This is a genomic window from Gardnerella sp. CCPDSM (assembly GCF_056754715.1).
Genome location: NZ_JBQEQO010000006.1, coordinates 149,874 through 170,818, shown reverse-complemented (window position 1 = coordinate 170,818; position 20,945 = coordinate 149,874). Strand labels below are relative to the sequence as shown.

The 20,945-nt window shown below is 39.4% G+C and carries 15 protein-coding genes, 1 tRNA gene and 1 riboswitch; of the genes, 3 read left to right on the top strand and 13 right to left on the bottom strand.

Going from position 1 to position 20,945, the window contains the following annotated elements; genetic code table 11:
* Positions 1-83: 83 nt before the first annotated feature.
* The 11 genes from cas6e to eno form a co-directional block, all read right to left on the bottom strand.
* Positions 84-728 (bottom strand): type I-E CRISPR-associated protein Cas6/Cse3/CasE, encoded by a 645-nt coding sequence (gene cas6e / locus ACTJLE_RS05220; protein ID WP_481267733.1) that lies wholly within the window; start codon positions 726-728, stop codon positions 84-86.
* Positions 729-1,604, bottom strand: coding sequence for a type I-E CRISPR-associated protein Cas5/CasD (cas5e, locus tag ACTJLE_RS05215; protein WP_481267732.1), 876 nt, complete (start codon positions 1,602-1,604; stop codon positions 729-731).
* Between the two features lie 58 nt (positions 1,605-1,662).
* Positions 1,663-2,751, bottom strand: a complete 1,089-nt coding sequence (cas7e, locus tag ACTJLE_RS05210) for a type I-E CRISPR-associated protein Cas7/Cse4/CasC (protein WP_481267731.1) — start codon at positions 2,749-2,751, stop codon at positions 1,663-1,665.
* A gap of 88 nt (positions 2,752-2,839) precedes the next feature.
* Entirely contained in the window at positions 2,840-3,460 is a 621-nt protein-coding gene (casB, locus tag ACTJLE_RS05205; protein ID WP_481267730.1) for a type I-E CRISPR-associated protein Cse2/CasB, read from the bottom strand.
* A gap of 23 nt (positions 3,461-3,483) precedes the next feature.
* Entirely contained in the window at positions 3,484-5,145 is a 1,662-nt protein-coding gene (locus ACTJLE_RS05200; protein ID WP_481267729.1) for a type I-E CRISPR-associated protein Cse1/CasA, read from the bottom strand.
* A complete protein-coding gene (cas3, locus tag ACTJLE_RS05195; protein WP_481267728.1) occupies positions 5,132-7,987 on the bottom strand; it encodes a CRISPR-associated helicase Cas3' in 2,856 nt (951 codons plus the stop codon). Before cas3 ends, ACTJLE_RS05200 begins: the two co-directional genes overlap by 14 nt.
* Positions 7,988-8,325: 338 nt before the next feature.
* A tRNA-Leu gene (locus ACTJLE_RS05190) sits at positions 8,326-8,409 on the bottom strand.
* 207 nt (positions 8,410-8,616) lie between these two features.
* Positions 8,617-10,368 carry a DUF501 domain-containing protein gene (locus ACTJLE_RS05185; RefSeq protein ID WP_481267727.1) on the bottom strand — a complete coding sequence of 584 codons (1,752 nt, stop codon included), beginning with the start codon at positions 10,366-10,368 and terminating at the stop codon, positions 8,617-8,619.
* A gap of 43 nt (positions 10,369-10,411) precedes the next feature.
* Complete coding sequence (locus tag ACTJLE_RS05180; RefSeq protein WP_481267726.1) at positions 10,412-10,888, bottom strand: FtsB family cell division protein; 477 nt, start codon at positions 10,886-10,888, stop codon at positions 10,412-10,414.
* Between the two features lie 215 nt (positions 10,889-11,103).
* On the bottom strand, positions 11,104-12,018 hold the full coding sequence (locus tag ACTJLE_RS05175) for an L-lactate dehydrogenase (protein WP_481267725.1): 915 nt from the start codon (positions 12,016-12,018) through the stop codon (positions 11,104-11,106).
* A gap of 246 nt (positions 12,019-12,264) precedes the next feature.
* Positions 12,265-13,560, bottom strand: coding sequence for a phosphopyruvate hydratase (eno, locus tag ACTJLE_RS05170; protein WP_004106847.1), 1,296 nt, complete (start codon positions 13,558-13,560; stop codon positions 12,265-12,267).
* A gap of 148 nt (positions 13,561-13,708) precedes the next feature.
* Positions 13,709-13,824, top strand: a riboswitch (TPP riboswitch).
* Between eno and ACTJLE_RS05165 the strand changes: the two genes are divergently transcribed.
* The 3 genes from ACTJLE_RS05165 to ACTJLE_RS05155 all read left to right on the top strand — a co-directional run bounded on the left by ACTJLE_RS05165 (position 13,814) and on the right by ACTJLE_RS05155 (position 16,517).
* Positions 13,814-14,641 (top strand): ABC transporter permease, encoded by an 828-nt coding sequence (locus ACTJLE_RS05165; protein ID WP_481267724.1) that lies wholly within the window; start codon positions 13,814-13,816, stop codon positions 14,639-14,641. (Overlaps the previous riboswitch by 11 nt.)
* A 28-nt stretch (positions 14,642-14,669) precedes the next feature.
* Positions 14,670-15,674, top strand: a complete 1,005-nt coding sequence (locus tag ACTJLE_RS05160; protein WP_481267723.1) for an ABC transporter substrate-binding protein — start codon at positions 14,670-14,672, stop codon at positions 15,672-15,674.
* A 27-nt stretch (positions 15,675-15,701) separates the two neighbouring features.
* Complete coding sequence (locus ACTJLE_RS05155; protein ID WP_481267722.1) at positions 15,702-16,517, top strand: ABC transporter ATP-binding protein; 816 nt, start codon at positions 15,702-15,704, stop codon at positions 16,515-16,517.
* Positions 16,518-16,593: 76 nt separating this feature from the next.
* Here the strand turns inward: ACTJLE_RS05155 and mfd are convergent, their stop codons facing one another.
* Together mfd and pth are read right to left on the bottom strand one after the other, a co-directional pair.
* Positions 16,594-20,238 (bottom strand): transcription-repair coupling factor, encoded by a 3,645-nt coding sequence (gene mfd / locus ACTJLE_RS05150; RefSeq protein ID WP_481267721.1) that lies wholly within the window; start codon positions 20,236-20,238, stop codon positions 16,594-16,596.
* A complete protein-coding gene (pth, locus tag ACTJLE_RS05145) occupies positions 20,228-20,827 on the bottom strand; it encodes an aminoacyl-tRNA hydrolase (protein ID WP_481267720.1) in 600 nt (199 codons plus the stop codon). The genes mfd and pth overlap by 11 nt, the downstream gene beginning before the upstream one ends.
* Between the last annotated feature and the right edge of the window lie 118 nt (positions 20,828-20,945).

Genomic DNA, 20,945 nt, shown 5'->3' with positions numbered 1-20,945 from the left:
ATGCCAGACGACACACGAAACGACACACCAAGGATCACCCCCGCGTATGCGGGAAAGCATCTGATAAAATCTATTAACATAAGCTATTTCAATGGAATCAAAGTCATCATTCCAAAGCCATACGCTTTCTTTTTACCAATTCCTTCTAGCAGTGTTTTACGCATTATGTCTGCATCACTAATTGTTAAAATACCTTGATAAACAGCTTTACTTAATCGAATAGGTTTTTCTGACTTGGTAAATAAGCTATATCCGCGTTCAACAATGGCGAATTCATTTTCATTCAACGAAAAACCTAATTTTTGTGCGCGATTAAGCAAAAAATTCATCTGCTGATCATAAGTAACATGTGGTACTACCCTACCTCTAGTAGTGCGAGTTTCAGCACTATCAGAAATAGAAACAACAGGGTTAAGTGTCACACGAAATTGCATTCTCATGCCATTCATTAGTGAGTCTAAAAACTTATCATAAGTTTTACTTGACGCTGTTCCTGCAACGCCATACATCTCTAGACGTTGCAAATCTGGTTCAGAATCACTCACTATAAGCAAATAGTATTTTCCATGCAGAACATCAACTCTCCATAGTTTTCGGCTTCTTTCATGATTCTTCCATTCATCGGGAAAACTTTGCTCAACCCAATTATGGAAAGCTCCTACAGATTTAAGATCTCTCAATGATGAGGGCTTTTTATAATCAATTTCAACTCTGCTTAAATAAGACATTTAAGACTCCAATCCAGAAAATGCATCATGCTCAGCAATAAAATCTCCAGTAGATTTCACATGCTTACTATCTGATGGAATACCTTCCGAATCCGAATTATTGTGGAGAATTCTCTTAATAGGTATCTCCATTTTTGACTCGTAACGGAATCCGAATTTTCTTTCCTTGTTAGAGAAAGAATTAACGAAATCCTTGCGCAATCTACGAACTGATTCCTGAATTTTATAAGTACTAGTATCGTCTTTAACTAATTCTTCTGCAGCTTTATCTACTAAATCAGAATCAGCGTATAAGGATATAAATACTTCATTGCATGATTCATTAGAAGACTCTGATGCTTCAGATTGTCTAGAAGTATTAAATCTTTTTTTAGACAACTTGTTTGCAAGCCACTCATGCGTTAATAGAGCATGAATTACTCCACAATCTTCTACTCCTAGAATAAAGTCAGCAGTAGGAGGCAATGATCTTCTGCCTAAACTAGATTGGAAATACGGCGAGCGCAAGGCATCGTTAATACTACAGATTAGTTTCTCATTATCAGATCCTATTGCAACAAGAAATATAGCATCTTCTAGATAGTAACGATTTGTAACGTAATTTTTTTCAAAATCACCGTTAGACTTATATTTTGCAGCAATATGATAATCTCTAAGCAAATTTCCTTGCTGATCGATTCGTACTGCAAAATCTAAATCATTAAGTTTCGCAATATTTTCATCACAATCTGCACTTCTTCTATACCCAAAAGCTGCAGCAATCATACCTATCACTGCACTTTTAGATGGATAGTAATCTGTGTGACGAGTTTCAAAATGAGAATCTGTGCCCCACGATTGCAAAGGTCCAGCAAACTTCAGTAATAAACTTTTCATAAGCTTCCTAACTGTTAAACACTAAATATCAACTAATAAGTGTTATTTATTAAGAAATTTACTGAAGCAATTCGGAGACTTTAGAAGAAAAATCATCCAATAATTGCTGCATACTTTGCTCTTCCACTCCTAATTTAATCTCCTCATTTGAAGAATCCATTGTGACATAGAATGATGCAAGTGGCCTATGGACGAATTTTTGAACTTTTTCATATTCTTGAGATAGCTTATCGATAGACTTTGAAACATATCCGTCTTTAGATTTTACTGGATCTTCAAATGCACTAACTAAGTTTACTGGCCTGTCATCTCTTAAAGTTACCACAAGAATTTGCGGTAAAGTTTGATTAGCAAAAGTATTTACTTTGCCAGTAGGCATTGCGTTAGCGAAAGCTTCAATAAAAAGTCTAAGAGCATTAATTGTAGATTCTTTGTTATCACTCAACTGATGGCTAAATTCATGTACTGCAACATTTGCATAACGATACAGCGTTGAAGAATTATATTCTATTGTGCCTATCATTCCAGCTCCAGCATTATCATCCGCAGATAAATCATCTACAGCAGTATAGTAATCAAATTCAGCACGAACAGCGTGAGTGGAAATTGCGTGAGCAACTTGCGAAGAAGCGTCCTCATTAAGCGATGGATCATCTGCAAGCATGCGACCGAATAACGCAATATCAATAGGCGGATTATCTTTCAAGATTTCTTGCAGTTGCTTCTTGTCAGTAACATTATTGATTGCTGCTTGAGCTAGAGAATTTGCTTGAGTCTCTCCTAAGAAGAATAAAGCTTTTGCTGTAGGAACCGTTTCTCCCTTATCTGTTTTAGTTTTAACACCAGCAGTATTTAACGTTTTTTTTGCTAAATCTAATGCTTCTTGTTCAGATAATTCTGGTTTTAATGTAATGATTTTATTTGCAACGTATTTAACAATGTTTTTGCTTCGTATTCCAACATTAGAGTCACCGCTGTGTTCCTTGAAGTATTCACGCATTGAGTGTTTCCAGCATTGAGAACTTATTCTGGTTCTAGTTACACCGCCATATTGAGCAGTTTTCGGGCTACCTGCATCATCACGATTAATATTGCATGGTGGAACAGTTTGGATTGCTTGAATATCTAAGAATAAATGAGCGTTCATTGTTTTGCCTTTCTAAATTTTAGTTAATTGTTTAATAACGTTGTTTTTGAAATATGTAATTTTTAAAATATGTGAAGTTGCTAAAAAGTTATTGCTGCTTGCTTAAGCGATAATATTCTTGCGCCCAGGAAAGTCTTATTTTTTCTGAATCTTCAAACTGAAGCAAATACAAATCGCGCGCTAGTTTAGAATAATCAATCGCTTGTTGATTTTCTTTTGTTCTGCTTTTTAGTAGTCGAACTAGTTGACGAAGATAGTAGTAAAAACTCTCATAATCGCTTGCAGTAATCATAACACTAAAGCGTCTATCCATAGCTCCACGTACGCCTTCGTCACTTCTTAGTGCTCTTAAAGCTGTTCCCATATTGTTATAAGATTTTTCATTTTCTGAATCTTCAGATTTGTTCAAATCTTTATAACTTGATTTTTCTACAACACCTTGCTCGTACAATGCGTATATTTGCAAAGTGTTTATAACAGCTCGCAATTGGTAGCTAACTTCACCATATTTATTGATGAAGCTTTCCGGAACATTGCTTAATATCCATGGCCATATTTCTACAGACTGACTTAATTGCTTACCAATTGTGTGACGCAGTTGAGCAAGCATAGCTCGTCTCGATGCAATATCTGAGCCGTTCAATAATTGATTTATGATTTTGCTAACAGCGCTTGATACTTCAACAGTTTTGCTTTGATTTTCAACCATAATAGCCTCCTTTCTCACGTATTTTATTTTTCTGATAATTTTTTCAATCGACTAGTAAAAATGCTGTAAGCTATAACTATATTTTTTGCAGGACTTTTTTTACTTTTTTCACCAACAAGACCTGTAAAATCACGTAACGTCGCATTTTCTAACATTCCTTTTGCTTCGTTGATTAGTATGTTATACAAAGTATTTCTCCATTGAGTACATCGTTCATTCATTGAATCTTTTGGTTTAATATTTGCTAACCATTGTCTAAACGGTTCATCGACTAAAAAATAAACATGACTAATACACTTATCAGAATATTTAGTTGCATCATCTTTATTTCTATTGCGTATTTCACATATGTCGAGAAGAAATTGCCTGTAAATAAATTCTATGGCAGATCTTGTATACTCAACTTCTTTATTAATTCTGCATACCCAACCGTCGTTGGTATTATCAGTAAAAACTACCTCATGAAAATACAAATTATCATATATTTCATCAATAGGAATATCAGATGAACTACTATCACCTTTCATACTTATAGCGTGTAACGAAATAAAAGAACCCGCAATATCTTTACTAATTTTGTTTAACCATTCCATAATTCCTGGTTTGTGATTTTTTACACTTCCATCATCTGATTCTTGCGATGTAAGGAGTCCAAATGATCTCCACATAGATTCTTCTACTTTATGCTTCCTTGGAGTGTATTTGTCCTTGTTTTTACCTTTCTTGTTATACTGCCATACTGTCATTGGCTCAATAAATGCATCTTCATTATTTAGCTTTAGAAGAATTACCGTATAAATAGATATTCCTTTATCCATCCTAATACTAGGATTTATATATATTGCTCTACTCCAACGAGTGTAAAGCTGGGAAACATTGTCAACAAAAGTATCGTAAAACGAATTTTCAATATTTTCCGCTCCAGAATACTCCCAACACGGTTTTTGCCTCTTCTCAGGAGATTGCATTTCACCAACAAGCACGCAGTTGAGCATAAGAGTTTCAAATAGATTTTCCCCTTCTATGTAAATACCACCAAGATCAAAAAGCCATCCTTTAGAAGAATCATATTCTTCACTACCAAATTTAGTTTTATCTGGAACACTGGAATGTGCTTGAAAAGCGATAAGCCATCTAGCTAATTGTGATTCATTAAGAATAGATTTATTTTCACCGCATTTTGGAGAAAATATAGCTATTTTATTTTTACTTTCAGAAATTAAGCGATTAATATTTTTGCCCAATAATTCAGTAGGATTTTTATGACTAAGCTTTTTGCTATAAATATCCTGTTTAAGTACTTGGAAAAATGGATACTTGTCATCAAAAAGATAGAAACGATCATGCCATTGTTCTAAATATTTGAAAACTACGTCTGGAAACTTTTTTGAATTCCAAACTTCGCGCCAAATATTCATTGTTTCTTTATTGAAATCGTATTCATTATCTTCAGCTGAATCAAATTCACGAGAATTTCCCTGAATATCGTACCTAGAAAAAACAGTATGAAGAACAGCAAGCAAAATGCGAAGCAATGCAAAATCCTGTGTTTTCATATCTCCTGCAAGAGCCTTATATTCAGATGCATGCTTAAACACATCTGTAATTGATACGAGTTTATTGTGGCCTTTTTTGTCTACAATGACTGAAATCCAAGGCTCATCTAATAAATTAAATCTGCTCACCTTTTGATTCCTCTCTATCTTCTTCCGAACTCTTAATACATACAATACCACTTTTTTCAGAATATAGAACTCTATATTTTGATATCATGCAACTATTATTTTCATCAAACAGAAGTACTAAAGAACCTCGCAACCAAGGATGATTATCCCAGTTTTGGAACTGTTCTTGCTTGCGTATTTTTTCTAACTCTTTAATTGTTTCTTCAACGCGATTACTGTTCGACACAAACATCCAAGGCAGTCTTACTGTTTCTTGAGCAAGTCTCATTGCAACTTCTGAATCATCAATATTTTGCGATATATCTTCACAATCATGGAAAGTTCCATAACCAGATCCAACTTTTTTCACAGCAATAACTTCTATAGATTCACCGCTATTGCGAACTTGGGCACATGCAAATTCATCAGATTCATTTGTAATTGAACTATACAATAATCCAACAATAGACTTTTCACCAACTCTTGTCACAGGATTTTCAACGCGATACTTTTTAGCTTTAGCTTCATTACTATTTCTTAATGAATCATGTTCTCTTTTTGCAGAAACATACGCATATATCAAATCTTCTTGTAACTCTAAAGGATTATCTCCATAAACTATTTGCACTAATCGAGAAATATCTTGAGGCATATTTATAACATCTGGCAAATAGTATTGAGTTCTCATAAGTAAATATTTGCTGTAAATAGACTCTGAACCTTTATCAAATTCATAACACTCATTGGTTCCCAACACATATAAAATTGGTTTTTTAAGAAAATCCGGGCGTTCTATCGCATGCCTGTGTAATCTACCAGCACGCTGAAGTAATAAATCTATAGGAGCAAGATCAGTAAACAAAACATCAAAATCAATATCAAGCGACTGCTCTAATACTTGCGTACCGATAATTATTGCACGAGCAGGTCTATGAGCATTCTTTCCAATCATATTGCAAATCTGTTGTTCTTTTCTAACTCTATCTGTAGCAATAAATTGCGAATGAATAACTATAACTTCGTCATCACTAAACTCATCAACGCACGCATTATAAATTTCCTGAGCTCTTTTAACGGTGTTTACTATAATTCCAGCAATACCACCATTATTCAACAAAGATTTAAGCTCATTAACAAGTGATCCATGTAAGTTATCGTCTGTTATTTTTCTTACAGAAATAGATTTATTCTCACTAGTATCATTTTCAATAAATTTTTGTTTTACACAGTTTTTATCACTGTACGTAATTAAAGGATAATTATTTGTTTCAAAATCAACATTAGATTTATCACATTCTCTCCAATTAAACCCAAACAACCCACACATATAGGCTTTTATAAGTTCTTTTCTACGCCTAGCAGGTAAAGTAGCAGAAAGCAACACAACAGGAACTCCGTATGCTGCCATCCAAGTAAGAGATTCTTCAAGATACTTATTCATATAAGCGTCATAAGCGTGCACTTCGTCAATAATTACAACTTTTTTACTTAATCCCAAATGACGAAGCATAAGATGTTTTTGCTTTAACGAAGCTAACAAAAATTGATCTACTGTACTAACAACAAAGTCATCCAACATTGCGGTTTTTCGTCCAGTAAACCAATCATTAAGTATTACTCCATTATTATTTACATCATTACTACTAGAAGTACTTTCACAACCATCATTCATATTTTGCATTCCATGCGGCAAATGCGCATAATCTGCATTCAATTCAGCTTTACCATGAACTAAACGTAAACCAATCTCACCCTGAAAATCACTATTCACGCTTTTAAGCCAATCCTCAACTCGCCTAAACATTCCATTAGAAGTTGCTTGAGTAGGAAGACCGAAGAATACTCCGCTTCTTCCGGTTAGATTTGCTAATTGCTCAGCAGCAATTAAAGAAGCTTCTGTTTTTCCTGAACCCATTGCAGATTCAAGAATAAAAATTCCAGGCTCTTTAGACTGAGAAATAGCATCGCACAACGCTATCTGAATATTATTTGGCAAGAAACCAAAACGATGTTTGTATACTTGCGAAACATTTTTACAACAATTTAATGATTCCCCTACGTCTTTAGAACCATGTTGCAACCACTTTTCCCAACCTTTTCTATATCTTTCTTCCTGATTTTCAATCAAATCTTTCTCTATTGAAATAAGAGGAAAATAGTGTTCATTACTAGCAATCCAATCAGCCATAATTACTAATCCACACAATAAAACTTGTGCTGGCTCACTTATTTCAGGAAGATCATCTACATTAGAAAAATCATTTCTTTCTAAAGCCCAATCCAAAATATCATTCTGCAATTTTTTCCATAATTTACTATTCTCACTTTCAGTTTCACTTTGATAATAATGGTCAGGATACGCAGATTCGTTACTTTTACAAACAGAATCATTATCTAAAGGTTTACCATGATGAGCTCCAACGATTGCACAAATTCCTTCAGGAACTCCAGCATTAGAAAGAATAGCTTGACCAGTTATAGTGTGATGGCTACTCGAGCGACCCTTTGCATTTTTAATAAAATAATCAATATTTGTAAAACCAACAGTAGCTAACTTATTTTTTAACGCAATATCTAAATCTTCTGAAGGTGAAGACGATTTGCGAAACTGAAAAACGGGAGTAGCTTTACCAATATCATGAACACACCCTAAAAATTGAGATAATTTTTTTGCATCAACATGTTTACTTAATGAGGATTCAATCAATTTTCGCTGACCATCACTAAGCCAATGATCCCATAATTGGCCAATAACATTTCCAGTATCTTCAAGGTGTTGAGCAAGAGGAAGCCATTGCATAGTACCATTAACTTCTCTCTTTTTACCCCATAATTCAGAATTAACAACGTGATTACAACTCATACCTACCATCCTCTTAATCCACAATGATTATTAAATAATGGCAAATATACTCTCAATAAGAGCTTTAAGGAAGATTGTGTTGAACATTTATTTACTAAAAATTAGTTGAGCTTCAAATACACAATGCAATCTGAAGCTCAACCATTGTACCCCGCTTATGCGGGAAAAACTATATATCGCAAAACATAGAAGGATCACCCCCGCGCATGCGGGAAAACAAACAGACCCATATTATATTAACCCATAATATTAAAGCAACAACCCAAGCATAGACTACCCAAAAACTCAGAAAAGCAAAAAGCGCCACACGGTTAAAAAACTGTGTAGCGCTTTGTTCGTGCCTCCGGTGGGACTCGGACCCACAAGCCCGTAAGGGCGTCAGATTTTAAGTCTGATGCGTATGCCAATTCCGCCACAGAGGCAGCAAACAATTATTATGCCATATATCGCGGCAAAGAACAAGCTCAGCGCGTGGCGAAACAACAAATACGCATTCTCACCAAGCAGCAAACAGCAAAGCAGCAAACACACTCAGCAGCAAAACAGCAAACACAGCGCACTCATCGACAACCAGAAATCGAGAACACAGCGCCCTCACCGCTCTAAGAGCCCTCACCGCTCTAGTCCACTCACCGTTCTAATCCTAGCAACCTTCTCCCCAAATCAAGCGTAATTCCGTCAAGCAAACCATGCTCACTTGCTACGAAAGTATCCAGCACCTCACCGTGATCCTCATGCGCAGCTTTTGCCAAACGTTCAAGCACGCGACTCCACACCACAGCGCCGCCGCCAACAACATCAACGCGTCCAGGATGAATTGTTGCGTACGTGCGTCTACGATCCCTGGTCATGCGCAAAAATCGATTATTTACCTCGTAAGCTTGCTCTAAACCAATTCGCACACCATCAACAGCTGTGTGATCATAATGTTGCAATCCCATTGCGAGCGCAGCCATAGTCGTCACAGTTCCAGAAACGCCTATAATCGTGCGAACGCGCCCAGCTGGTACAACTTTGAAGGCCTCATCAATATGCTTATCAACGTCATCAATTGCATTCTGAATTTCCTCTTCAGTAGGCGGATCCGTATGCAAATGCCTTTCCGTCATGCGCACTGAGCCAACATTCATAGAGTAAGCTGCCTCAACCTTGTGCGCCGGCAAGCTATCTCCATCCCCTCCAAGCACAAGCTCAGTTGATCCACCTCCCAAGTCGACTACAAGATACGGCGGACGCAATTCATCGCGCGAAACTACGCTTGTTGCTCCCAAAAAACTAAGTGCTGCTTCTTCTGTACCGCTAATAACTTCAGGGCAAACTCCAAGCTCATCAATCATCATTTGTTCAAAAATCTCACGATTTTCAGCATCTCGAGTAGCCGAAGTTGCTACGAATCGAATCGCATCAACTGGATGTTCCTTCAGCACTTTTGCAAATTCACGCGCTGCAGACCGCACGCGTTCCAAAGCATCGTCCGCAAAACGATGAGTCTCGTCAATCCCCTGACCTAATCGCACTACGCGAAGCATTCGAGGAACAATATCTTTCATTCCGTGCTCAGAAACTTGCGCAATTTTTAGTCGAATAGAATTGGTGCCGCAGTCAATTGCCGCTACAGTAACAGATTTTTCTAGAGCCGACTTTTCCCCATCATCTTCCCCAGCAGATTTCTCTTCAACAACCACTTGCGTTTCAGCAGCATCCGCGTCATCGCTCCAAGGTGTAGTGCATCGGCACACGCTCGGATCAAACTCATCCTTAATTCGTTCCAACGCCAAGTCTCCAATAGGATTCACACCTTTGCCCATCACCAATGTTTGAGCAAGCAAAGCGTGCAAGCATTTCACGCGCACCGGCATACCGCCTGCGCTCATTTCGCTAATATGCTCTTCACTATCCCCCAAAGCTACAGCCAACTCATGCCTGAATTGCAAATAATACTTATGCGCGCGCTCATATTGCTTCTTCACATCTTCGTTAGATTGCAATAATTCGTTATATTCTCGCATAAGCCCGTCTGCTTCAACATGCGATATTGCTTTCACTGCTTCCGGGCTAGTTAAATAGCAAGTTGTTGGGAATGGCGTTCCGTCTTCCAAGCACGGCCTAGTTATAACAGCAAGTGGCCTTCCGCACGCACAACACGCACCAACAGCTACCATTCCTCGAGGGAATCTTCCAAGTTGCTTTTCAACTATTGCGCGCTCAGCATAACTTGCTGGAGTTGCAAGTAAGTGTTTAACAGCATCTTTTGGAACAAAATTTTGATTGCAATCGTTAACGCACTCGTTAGCGCACTCGTTAACGCACTCGTTAGCGCACTCGTTAATGCACTCGTTAGCGCAATCCTTAGCGCACTCGTTTTTATCATTCTTCTGCATATTATTTGAACTTTCTTGAATATCCGCAGTTTCAAGTAATGCTCTACTGCAACTGTGTATTGTCTGGCTTGTCTGCTTTATGCAGCGCATACATTAAATCGCTATACCATGGCAAAACTGGACGGTTCTTTGTTTCAATATTTTCTTCAGCAAATTCATTAGGCACTTTACCAGTTACTGCCTCTGGATGTTCCACACGCACCGCTTGCTCCCCTGGGAAAATAAAACCAAGACGGTCGCGCGCTTGTGCTGTAACGTACGCTTTATCTTTCCAACGATCAATATTATTATTCAGCGTACGCTTCTGTTCGCGCAAAGAACTTTCTTCACGCTGAAGTGCGTGCAATTCTGCCAAACTCAACGCATAACTACGCACAGTAGAAATACACTCTATTGAACCAAAAGTAACTACGCAAACCATAAATAAGAACACGATTGGCCCTGAAAGTAATCGGCGTTGTTGCATTGGTGATTCCGCCGGTTCACCTGCTACTGCTGTACGACGCTTCTTCATAACCATACGTTCTAAATTACTTGATGTATTCGACGTGAAAACGCAATAATAATGGTCACCTACTTATATAAGTAAATATACATATAAAAGTAAATGACCATTATTTTTTTGCAATTAATTATTTTAGTAACTAATTATTTTTGCAACTAATTATTTTTTAATTAATTACTTTCTTAACTAATTACTTTCCGTAACTAATTATTTTAAATTATTAGATTAAGCTATTTTGCTTGAGCTTTGCTCAAAATAGTATCTGCAGAATGCTGCAACTTTTGCAACTCTTCTTCAGTTAGATCAAGCTGGCACTGCTTTACAATACCTTCGCGACCAACAATTGCTGGGTAAGAAAGATAAGAATGATATTCTTCGCGATAGTTAGAAACAGGCATTTGCTCTTTAGAATCAGAAAGCACAGCATCTACAAGACGAACTGCAGCTGCAGCAATTCCGTAATTTGTGTACTTCTTTCCGTAGAACACCGTGAATCCGCCTTGACGCGTTTCTTCATCTACAGCATCCAAATCAATATTCTTTTCTTTTGCAAGCTCTGTAATAGGCTGTTCAAGAACCTTAACTGTAGACCATGCAACGAACTGCGAATCGCCATGCTCACCCAAGCTGTAGCCCTTAACTGCCTTTGGATGCACGCCGAAGAACTTACCAACTGCACGATGCAAACGCGCAGAATCAAGCAAAGTACCAGTGCCAATAATCTTTTCGTAAGGAAGTCCGGTAGCTTCCTTGTAAAGCTGGCAAATAGCATCGCAAGGATTTGTGATATCAACTAAAACACCGTGGAAGCCGGAAGCTTTGATTTTTGCGCCAACTTCTGCAACTTGAACGCGGTTATGATTAAGCTCTGCGAAGCGATCAGGATTTGGAACGTCTAGAATCTTAATATTACCCAAAGCGCTTACAATAACTTCCACATCTTTCAAAGCATCGTAATCGTTAACTGTGATATTTACATTAAAAGGAACATTATCCATTGAATCTTCAAAATCCAATGCATCAGCCTTAACTTTGGCTTCGTTCGCGTCGTACAGGTACAACTCGTCAGCATGGCCGCCAACAACAATCTGATGAGCAACTGCTGCTCCAACATTTCCCATGCCGATAACTGCTACTTTTCTCATAATGAAATATCTCCTTCCGTTTTGAGTTTCTCACAAAAATAGCACTATTGAGATGAGAATAAAAGTCAATTCAAGAAAATTTTCTGCATTTTTTTGATTTTTTAAAATTATTTATAAAAAACGGCCAGCCGCAAACGCGACTGACCGTAAAATATTACAGACTTAAGAAATTACAAAAGTCAACTTTACATAAAAAGTTACTTTACGTAAAAGTTACTTTACGTAAAAATTACTTTACGTAAAAAGTTACTTCATGTACTTCTTGCAAGCCTTAAATGCGCTGTAACCAGCATACTGAGCGGTAGAACCAAGCTCTTCCTCAATCTCAAGCAAGCGGTTGTACTTAGCAATACGCTCGCCACGAGCAGGAGCACCAGTCTTGATCTGGCCGGTGTTCTTAGCAACAGCAAGATCAGAAATGGTGGTATCTGGGGTTTCACCAGAACGGTGAGAAACCATGGAAGTGAAGCCATTCTTGGTTGCAAGCTCAATAGCATCGAGGGTTTCAGTTACGGAACCAATCTGGTTCAACTTCACGAGCAAGGAGTTAGCTGCACCAAGCTCAATACCCTTAGCCAAACGCTTTGGATTGGTGACGAGCAAATCATCACCAACGAACTGCAAGCGATCACCAAGACGCTTGGTAATCTCTGCCCAATCGTCCCAGCCTTCTTCCTGGAATGGATCTTCAATAGAAACAATTGGATACTCGTTGATGAGCTTCTCATAGTAATCAAGCATGTAAGCAGATTCGCGCTCTTCGCCATCGAAACGATACTTACCAGTTTCCTTGTTGTAGAACTCAGAAGAAGCAACGTCAAGAGAAATACCAATCTGCTTGCCTGGCTCATAGCCTGCAGCTTCGATTGCATCCATGATGTACTTCAAGGAATCCTCATTGGACTTCATCTTTGGAGCGAAGCCACCTTCGTCGCCAAGACCAGTTGCCAAGCCTTCCTTCTTCAAAACATTCTTCAAGGTGTGATAAACCTCAACACCAGCGCGCAAAGCATCGCTATAGGTTGCAAAACCGTAAGGAGAAATCATGTATTCCTGAATATCGGTTGCGAAGTCAGCGTGAGCACCACCGTTCATGATGTTCATGTTTGGAACTGGAAGAATGTGACCATTTGTGCCGCCAATGTAGCGGTACAAAGGAAGCTGAGCGGACTCAGCTGCTGCGTAGAGAGCAGCAAGGGAAACACCAAGAATAGCGTTTGCGCCAAGCTTGCCCTTATTTGGCGTGCCATCAAGCTCAATCATGGTCTCATCAAGAGCGCGCTGATCAGTGGCATCCATGCCAATAACCTTAGGAGCGATTACTTCGTTAACAGCCTTAACAGCTTCCAAAGTACCCTTGCCCTGATAACGAGACTTGTCGCCATCGCGACGTTCCCAAGCTTCAGCTTCACCAGTAGAAGCACCGGAAGGCACTAAACCAATGCCCTGAGCGCCATCTTCGGTTTCCAAATAAACCTGAACAGTAGGATTTCCACGAGAATCCAAAATTTCGCGTGCATATACGCTTTCAATAGCTGCCACAACTACTCCTTTATACCTATGGGTTGTGATGACTCTTCCAAGATTAGTGCGTTTTATGGACGTTACATTGTATTTACCAGCATTTATGCCGTGAACGTTCACAGTGTCGCGAGTTTAGATGTTTGTCCATGCCCATAAGACATAATAGCGAACTGACACGGGGTGCAACTTTGCGCATTCATAAAAATTGCGAATATTGCTGAGAACATACCCGTCGAACCTGATATAGCTAGTACTATCGAAGGGATGTCGTATGGATAGCCATTTTCGCGAGCATAAGACGGCGCCAAGCACCGAGCGTAAATTCTCTAATGCTAACAAGAAGTCATTTAAATCGCTCAAATCTCTTAAAGCTTGGATTTCTACGATAGTTATAGTCTTTCTTTGGTTCCTTGTTACGCTTGGACCTGTTGAAGACCGCGCTTTACCTTCCCCGCTTGAAGTTATAAAAGCTTTTGTTGATTTGCATAATGAGGGCATATTGTGGCCGTCGCTTGCAATAAGCATTTTTAGAGTTGTTGCAGGACTTGTTTTAGGAATTGCGTTCGCACTTCCTGCAGGAATACTTTCAGGCGGAAGCGCAATAGGCGAAACAATAATAAACAAGCCAAGCCACATGCTTAGGTCAATACCATTCCCAGCTTTAGCTCCGCTTCTTATTATTTTCCTAGGCGTTGATGAGCTTATGAAGATTATGCTTATTGCAATAGGCGTTTTTGGTCCAATGTATGTCAATATTCGCGATGGCGTAAGGAATATTGATACTCGTCTTATTGAACTTGCGAAAGCGTATCATATTAAAAAATCTACTGTTTTTACAACTATTTTTATGCGCGGAACTCTTGCTAATTTTATGACTGGATTACGCTTTTCGATTTCCGTTGCATGGGTTGCGTTAGTTACTTGCGAAACAGTTAATTCTTCTATTGGAATCGGATACATTCTTTCTAGAGCTCAACAATTCTTTAGACCAGATCAAATGATGGCTTGCATAATTATGTACGCAATTGCCGGCCTCGGATCAGAAATTACGGCAAACATATTTGAATACTTACTAATGCCGGAACGAAGAATCTCCTAAAAATAAACACAAAACAAAGGAGCCAATTATGGTTAATTTCAAAATGAAAAGTGCAACTAAGCGCGTAATTGCTTCATTATGTGTGCTTTGCACGGCTGTTGCGCTCGCTTCGTGCGGCAGTGCTCAAAAATCTCAAGGTAGCGCATCTTCTGCAAAGGAAGATACTGGCACAATGCGTGTTGCTTACCTTTCTACAGCAAATTATTTAACTACTTTGAAAAATGAAAAGTTCCTTCAAGAAGAGTTTGGAAAATCTAAGGTTACTTATACTGGTCCTTACACTCCAGTTGATGGTCTTACTGCAGTAATGAGCGGTAGCGCAGACGCAACAACTACAGGAACCGGACGTTTTATTGATCTTATTGCAGAAGGACAGCCTTGGGTTGCTTTTGCACTCGAATATTATAATGGCGATTCTCAAGGAATTGTAGCTTCCGCAAAAAGCGGCGTAAAAACATTAAAAGACTTGTACGGAAAGAAAGTTGCTATTATTCACAATGGCGACACCGGCGACTACATGCTTCATCGCGCTTTCGATAAAAGCGGTTTAGACGTATCTAAAGTTCAAAAAGTTGAGATGAATCCTCGAAACTTCCAGGCTGCTTTCTCTTCTGGACAGATTGACGCAATTTCTTCGTTCGACCAGAATCTTGCTGCGGCTATGACAACTCCTGGTTCTAAGTTGCTTGTAAACGCTAAGAAGTATGGCAATATGAACGTTACTATTCATATTGTTTCTAGGAGCTTTGCTAAGAAGCATCCTGAACTTGTGAAGAAAATGTACAAGGCTCTTGTGCGCGAAGCAAAGAAGTCTCACAAGGAAAAGAATGTTATTGGCAACGCTTATAAGCAGCTTGGTGCATCTGACACGATTATTAAGCAGATTGAAAAGTTTGATAATCCAACAATTCGACCAATCGACGCTAAGGGCTTGGAAATGATGAAGGTTCAAGCCAAAGAATACGTTAAGTATGGTTTGATTAAGCAGGCTCCAAAGAATTTGGATGATTCTGTAATGGACTGCAGCAAGTAAGAATTATTAACTAACTAAAATACGACTATGTTTAAGAGCATTTTTCATAAGCGTCACGATGCGGAAGTTTCGGAAGAATCTACTTACGAATCAAATATTAACGATAGTGATTACTGCGTTAGTATGGAGAATCTTGGTATTTCTTTCAAGACTTCAGAAAGTAAGAATACAGAAAATAATTCTGCAGCTAATTCTTCTTTCGTATTGAAAAACATTACGATGAGAATTAAAAAAGGCGAGTTTGTGTCGCTTATTGGTAGATCCGGTTGCGGAAAAACGACGCTTTTGAAAATAATTTCAGGACTTCTTACTCCTACCGAAGGCAGCATTCACGCCACAAGCCGTCAGGCTATTGGTTTTCAGGACGCGAGATTAATACCTTGGCTTTCTGTAAGCAAAAATGTTGTTTTTGGTATGGAAGCAAGTAAGCAAGAGCTTAAGGATATTGCGCATTTAGCGCTTTGCCAAATGCAGCTTGAAGGCTACGACAATAAGTGGCCATCTCAGCTTTCAGGCGGCCAAGCGCAGCGCGTATCTTTAGCAAGAGCTTTAGTTAGAAATCCTGAATTATTGTTGCTTGACGAACCTTTTGGTGCTTTGGATGCTCTTACTAGATTCGATATGCAAGATTTGCTTAATAAGCTTCAAGCAAAATACGGCTGGAGCACGCTTATGGTTACGCACGATATTGCGGAAGCTGTGAGACTTTCTAACCGGATTCTTATGATAAAAAATGGTGAGATTGCTAAGCAATGGCATATTAATCGCGAACATCTTGACGCTCAAAATCGTCCTGTAAATCATAGTGAAATAGAAGATGAGCTTAGAGAAGCGTTACAGTAATAACGCAAAAAATAATAAATAAAGGCGACTGCAAAATAAGCGGCCGCCTTTATTTATAAAATAAACACAAGCAAATTTACCAAGCTAAATCTTCAAGAAGTTGACGCACCCATGAAAGTATCTTATGCTCGCTCATTGCGCTAGTTCCAAGCGAAGATTCAAAAGGCGCTGGAATAACAAGCATATGCGTAAGCGGACGATACTTTGCTCCGCGGTAAATTCTTTGCAAACGCATCCACAACGAGTCTTTTGGATCTAAACCAATAACGCGAACTGATTTACCTTGGGAGCTAATTTGTGTAATACCAAGTTCGCGAGCTTTAAAACGCAGGCGAGCAACATCACACAACACATCAAACGATTCAGGCGGCTCACCAAAACGATCAAGCAACTCATCGTGCAACTCTTGCAAATCATTATTATCGTGAGCTGAAGCAAGCTTACGATACGCTTCCAAACGAAGCTTGTCCGAAGAAATATAATCAACCGGAAGAGACGCTTCAACAGGCAAATCAATACTCACAGCCACAGACTCAACGCGTTCCGGCTCCTTATACTGCTCAACAGCTTCTGAAACCATGCGCACGTATAGATCAAAGCCGACTCCATCAATATGCCCACTTTGCTCATCTCCAAGCAAATTACCGGTTCCGCGAAGCTCCAAATCTTTCATAGCAACGTCAAATCCGGAACCTAAAGCAGTATGTTGAGCAATAGTTGCAAGTCTGTCGTGAGACTGCTGAGTCATTGGCTTTGAAGGGTCATACAAGAAATAAGCGTAAGCACGCTCACGTCCTCGCCCAACTCGCCCGCGAAGCTGATGCAATTGACTTAAACCAAATCTGTCTGCATGATCAACAATAAGCGTATTCGCATTAGAAATATCAAGACCGGTTTCAATAATCGTAGTGCACACAAGAACGTCAATATCTCTATGCCAAAAATCACGAATTACAGCATCAAGCTGCTTTTCACCCATTTTTCCATGCGCAATAGCAACGCGCGCATCCGACACAAGCTCGTGAATTTTATTTGCAACAGAACTAATATCTTCTACGCGATTATGCACGTAAAAAACTTGTCCTCCGCGAAGAAGCTCACGTTTTATGCATGCTGCAACTTGCGCGTCTTCATACGCGCCAACAAAAGTAAGAACTGGAAGACGGTCTTCTGGAGGCGTAGCAAGAGTCGACATTTCACGAATACCAGTTACAGCCATTTCAAGCGTTCTTGGAATTGGCGTTGCGGAAAGACTTAATACGTCAACGTTTGTGCGCAAAGCTTTTAACGTTTCCTTATGCTCAACGCCAAAACGCTGCTCTTCGTCGATTATGACTAAACCTAAATCTTTGAATTTTATGCTAGGGTTTAAAAGCTTATGAGTTCCAATAACAACATCCACGCTTCCGTCTTGAAGACCGCTTAAAGTTTCTTCAATTTCTTTAGCTGTTTGGAACCTGCTCATTGCAGCAACTTTTACTGGGAATCCTTCAAAACGGTTGGTAAAAGTTTCGTAATGTTGCTGAACTAGCAACGTAGTTGGCACCAATACAACAACTTGCTTAGAATCCTGCACAGCTTTGAAAGCAGCTCGCAACGCAATCTCAGTTTTCCCAAAACCAACATCTCCGCAAATCAAGCGATCCATCGGCATTGGTTTTTCCATATCTGCTTTTACTTCGTCAATTGTAGTAAGCTGATCTGCAGTTTCTTGGTAAGGAAAAGCGTCTTCCAACTCTTTTTGCCAAGGCGTATCTTTACTAAAAGCAAAACCGCGAGACTGCTGGCGCGCGGAGTAAAGTTTAATAAGATTTTCCGCAATTTCGTGAACATGCTTTTTAGCTTTTGCTTTAGTTTGAGCCCAATCAGAGCCTCCAAGCTTATTAAGCTTTGGTATTTCGGCACCAATATATTTACTAACTAAATCAAGCTGATCTGTTGGAATAAATAATTTATCTGCAGGAGCGTTACGTTTACTTGGAGCGTATTCGATTACTAAATATTCACGAGTTGCAGTTCCACCAGTTACTGCAATATTGCGCTGTTTCATGCCAATAAAACGGCCAATTCCATGCTGCTCGTGTACTACGAAATCTCCAGGCTTTAATTCCATTAAGTCGATTGCTTTACGCCTACGTTTTGGCGTTTTTAATTGAGTTGCAGCTGAAGATTTGCCGGTTAAATCACGTTCGCTAAGCAGCGCAATTTTTGCATCTTTATCAATAAAACCGTCTGAAATACTCGATTTTAACGTTGTAAAATTATGCACACCTGTTGCGTATATTGCTCGTCTTAATCTAGCGAGAGTGCCAGATGCTGCAGAAGTAATAGTTACATTAAAACCATTGTCAATAAGTGAAGCGATTCCGCCTGCAACTTTCGATTCATCTCCGCGAAACTCTTGAGGCTCGCAAACAGGCAGATCAATATTCCCGTAAACATTTTCGTCAACTCCAAATGAAGTTAATTTCCAAACGTCATGATTTGAAAATTCAAATGAAGAAAGCGTTTCGTCGAAATCTAAAAAGTTTGCTTGATCAAAAGTGATTGGAGCTCCAGATCCAAGACCCGAAGCTGCAACATGCCAGCTGGCTGCCAAAAATTCGTTTGCTGTAGCTGTAACATCTGCTGCTGCTCGGCGACATTTTTCCGGATCAGAAAGCATAATAACAGCATTCTTTGGCAACATGCTTTGTACCGATTCCATGTTGTCTACTAGCGCAGGAATCAAAGATTCCATACCTTCCACAGGTATAGAATTTGCGATGGATTCAAGCATATCTTCAGCGTTCGGAATCTTGCCAATAAGCGAACGCGCACGATTGCGAATTTCTTCAGTAAGCTGAATTTCTCTGCAAGGAGTTGCCCAAATTTTTTCAATATTGTTACCATACGTGCGCTGATCGGAAGCATGGAATTGCTTCATTGTGTCAATTTCGTCACCAAAAAATTCAATGCGCACAGGATGTGTCATTGTTGGCGCAAATACGTCAATAATTCCACCTCGAACTGCAAACTCACCGCGCTCCATCACTAAATCAACGCGATTATAAGCATTCTCAACAAGACGTTTCGTAGCCTCCTCAAGAGGAAGCTCTTTTCCGCACTCGAATATAAGCGGCTGAATATCTCCAAGACCCGAAACAACAGGCTGAATAAGAGAGCGAACAGGAAGAACAAGCGCTCGAATCGGCCCAAATAAAGAACTACCCTCTTCTGGATGCTTAAGCCTACGAAATACTGCAATTCTACTTGCAACAGTATCTGCTCTAGGCGAAAGTCGCTCATGTGGTAAAGTTTCCCAAGATTCAAGTTGAGCAATATCTTGCGGATTGCCCTTGTACCAGTCACGAATTGACTCAGTAAAATCCTCAGCATCTCTACTTGAAGGAACAATTACAACAACAGGCATATTTTCAGCTACAGATGCAGCAAGAGCAGGTCGTATGCCAACTGGAGCTGAAATAGTAATCTCGCTAATTCCAGACGCGTTATTAACTTCAGCAATTTCAGTTTCGTTTGCTTCAGCTTGAGTATTTTTTGCGATTATTTCGTCAATATTATTTTTAGATAATGCGCAAAATAATTTATCTTCGCTACGCAAATCCAGCAAAATATCTTGCAAACTTATTACAGATATTTCATCACTTTCTGCGTTTTTATTAGCGTTTTTATTAGCGTTTTTATTAGCTACTTTCTTTGCCTCAATATCAGCGGCCATTAAAATGCTCCTGAGTTGCTGCAAGACCGCGGAAAATCACGCTTTCTGCAGCATCGGCACCGTCTGCTAAGAAGTTAGGAAGTTCAGATTTTTGAGTTCCGCCAAAGCAGCCAAGCACCCAATTTACAGTATTGTCGTGCGCATGAGCACCACGCTGAGCATGACCTACACCCATGCGGACGCGAGCATATTCTTGAGTTCCAAGAGAGCGGTCAATAGACTTAATGCCATTATGGCCGCCTGCGGAACCGCCAGCTTTTACTTTAATTCTGCCAAAATCTAAATCCATGTCGTCGTGGATTATAACAATGTGATCCGGATCAATCTGGTAATAAGAGCTTATTGAAGCAACTGCAGCTCCAGAATTATTCATAAAAGTTAACGGCTTTGCAAGGAAAAACTTAGCCATTTTTCCATCCAGATTCATCACGCCTTTACCAAGTTTTGCTAAGCCTTTGTGATCAGAAAGCGACACCGACCAGCGCTCTGCAAGCACATCCGCTACCATAAAACCCATGTTGTGACGCGTACCTTCATACTTTGTTCCAGGATTTCCTAAACCTGCAATAAGCCAAAAATCAGATGCCATACATCCCCACCCCAATTCGCATAGGTGCCAACAACAAAACGGGCGCATCGATTGAAGCTGGATTTCCAACTACCCGATACGCCCTCATATACTGTAATCTATTTTAGCAAGACTCAAG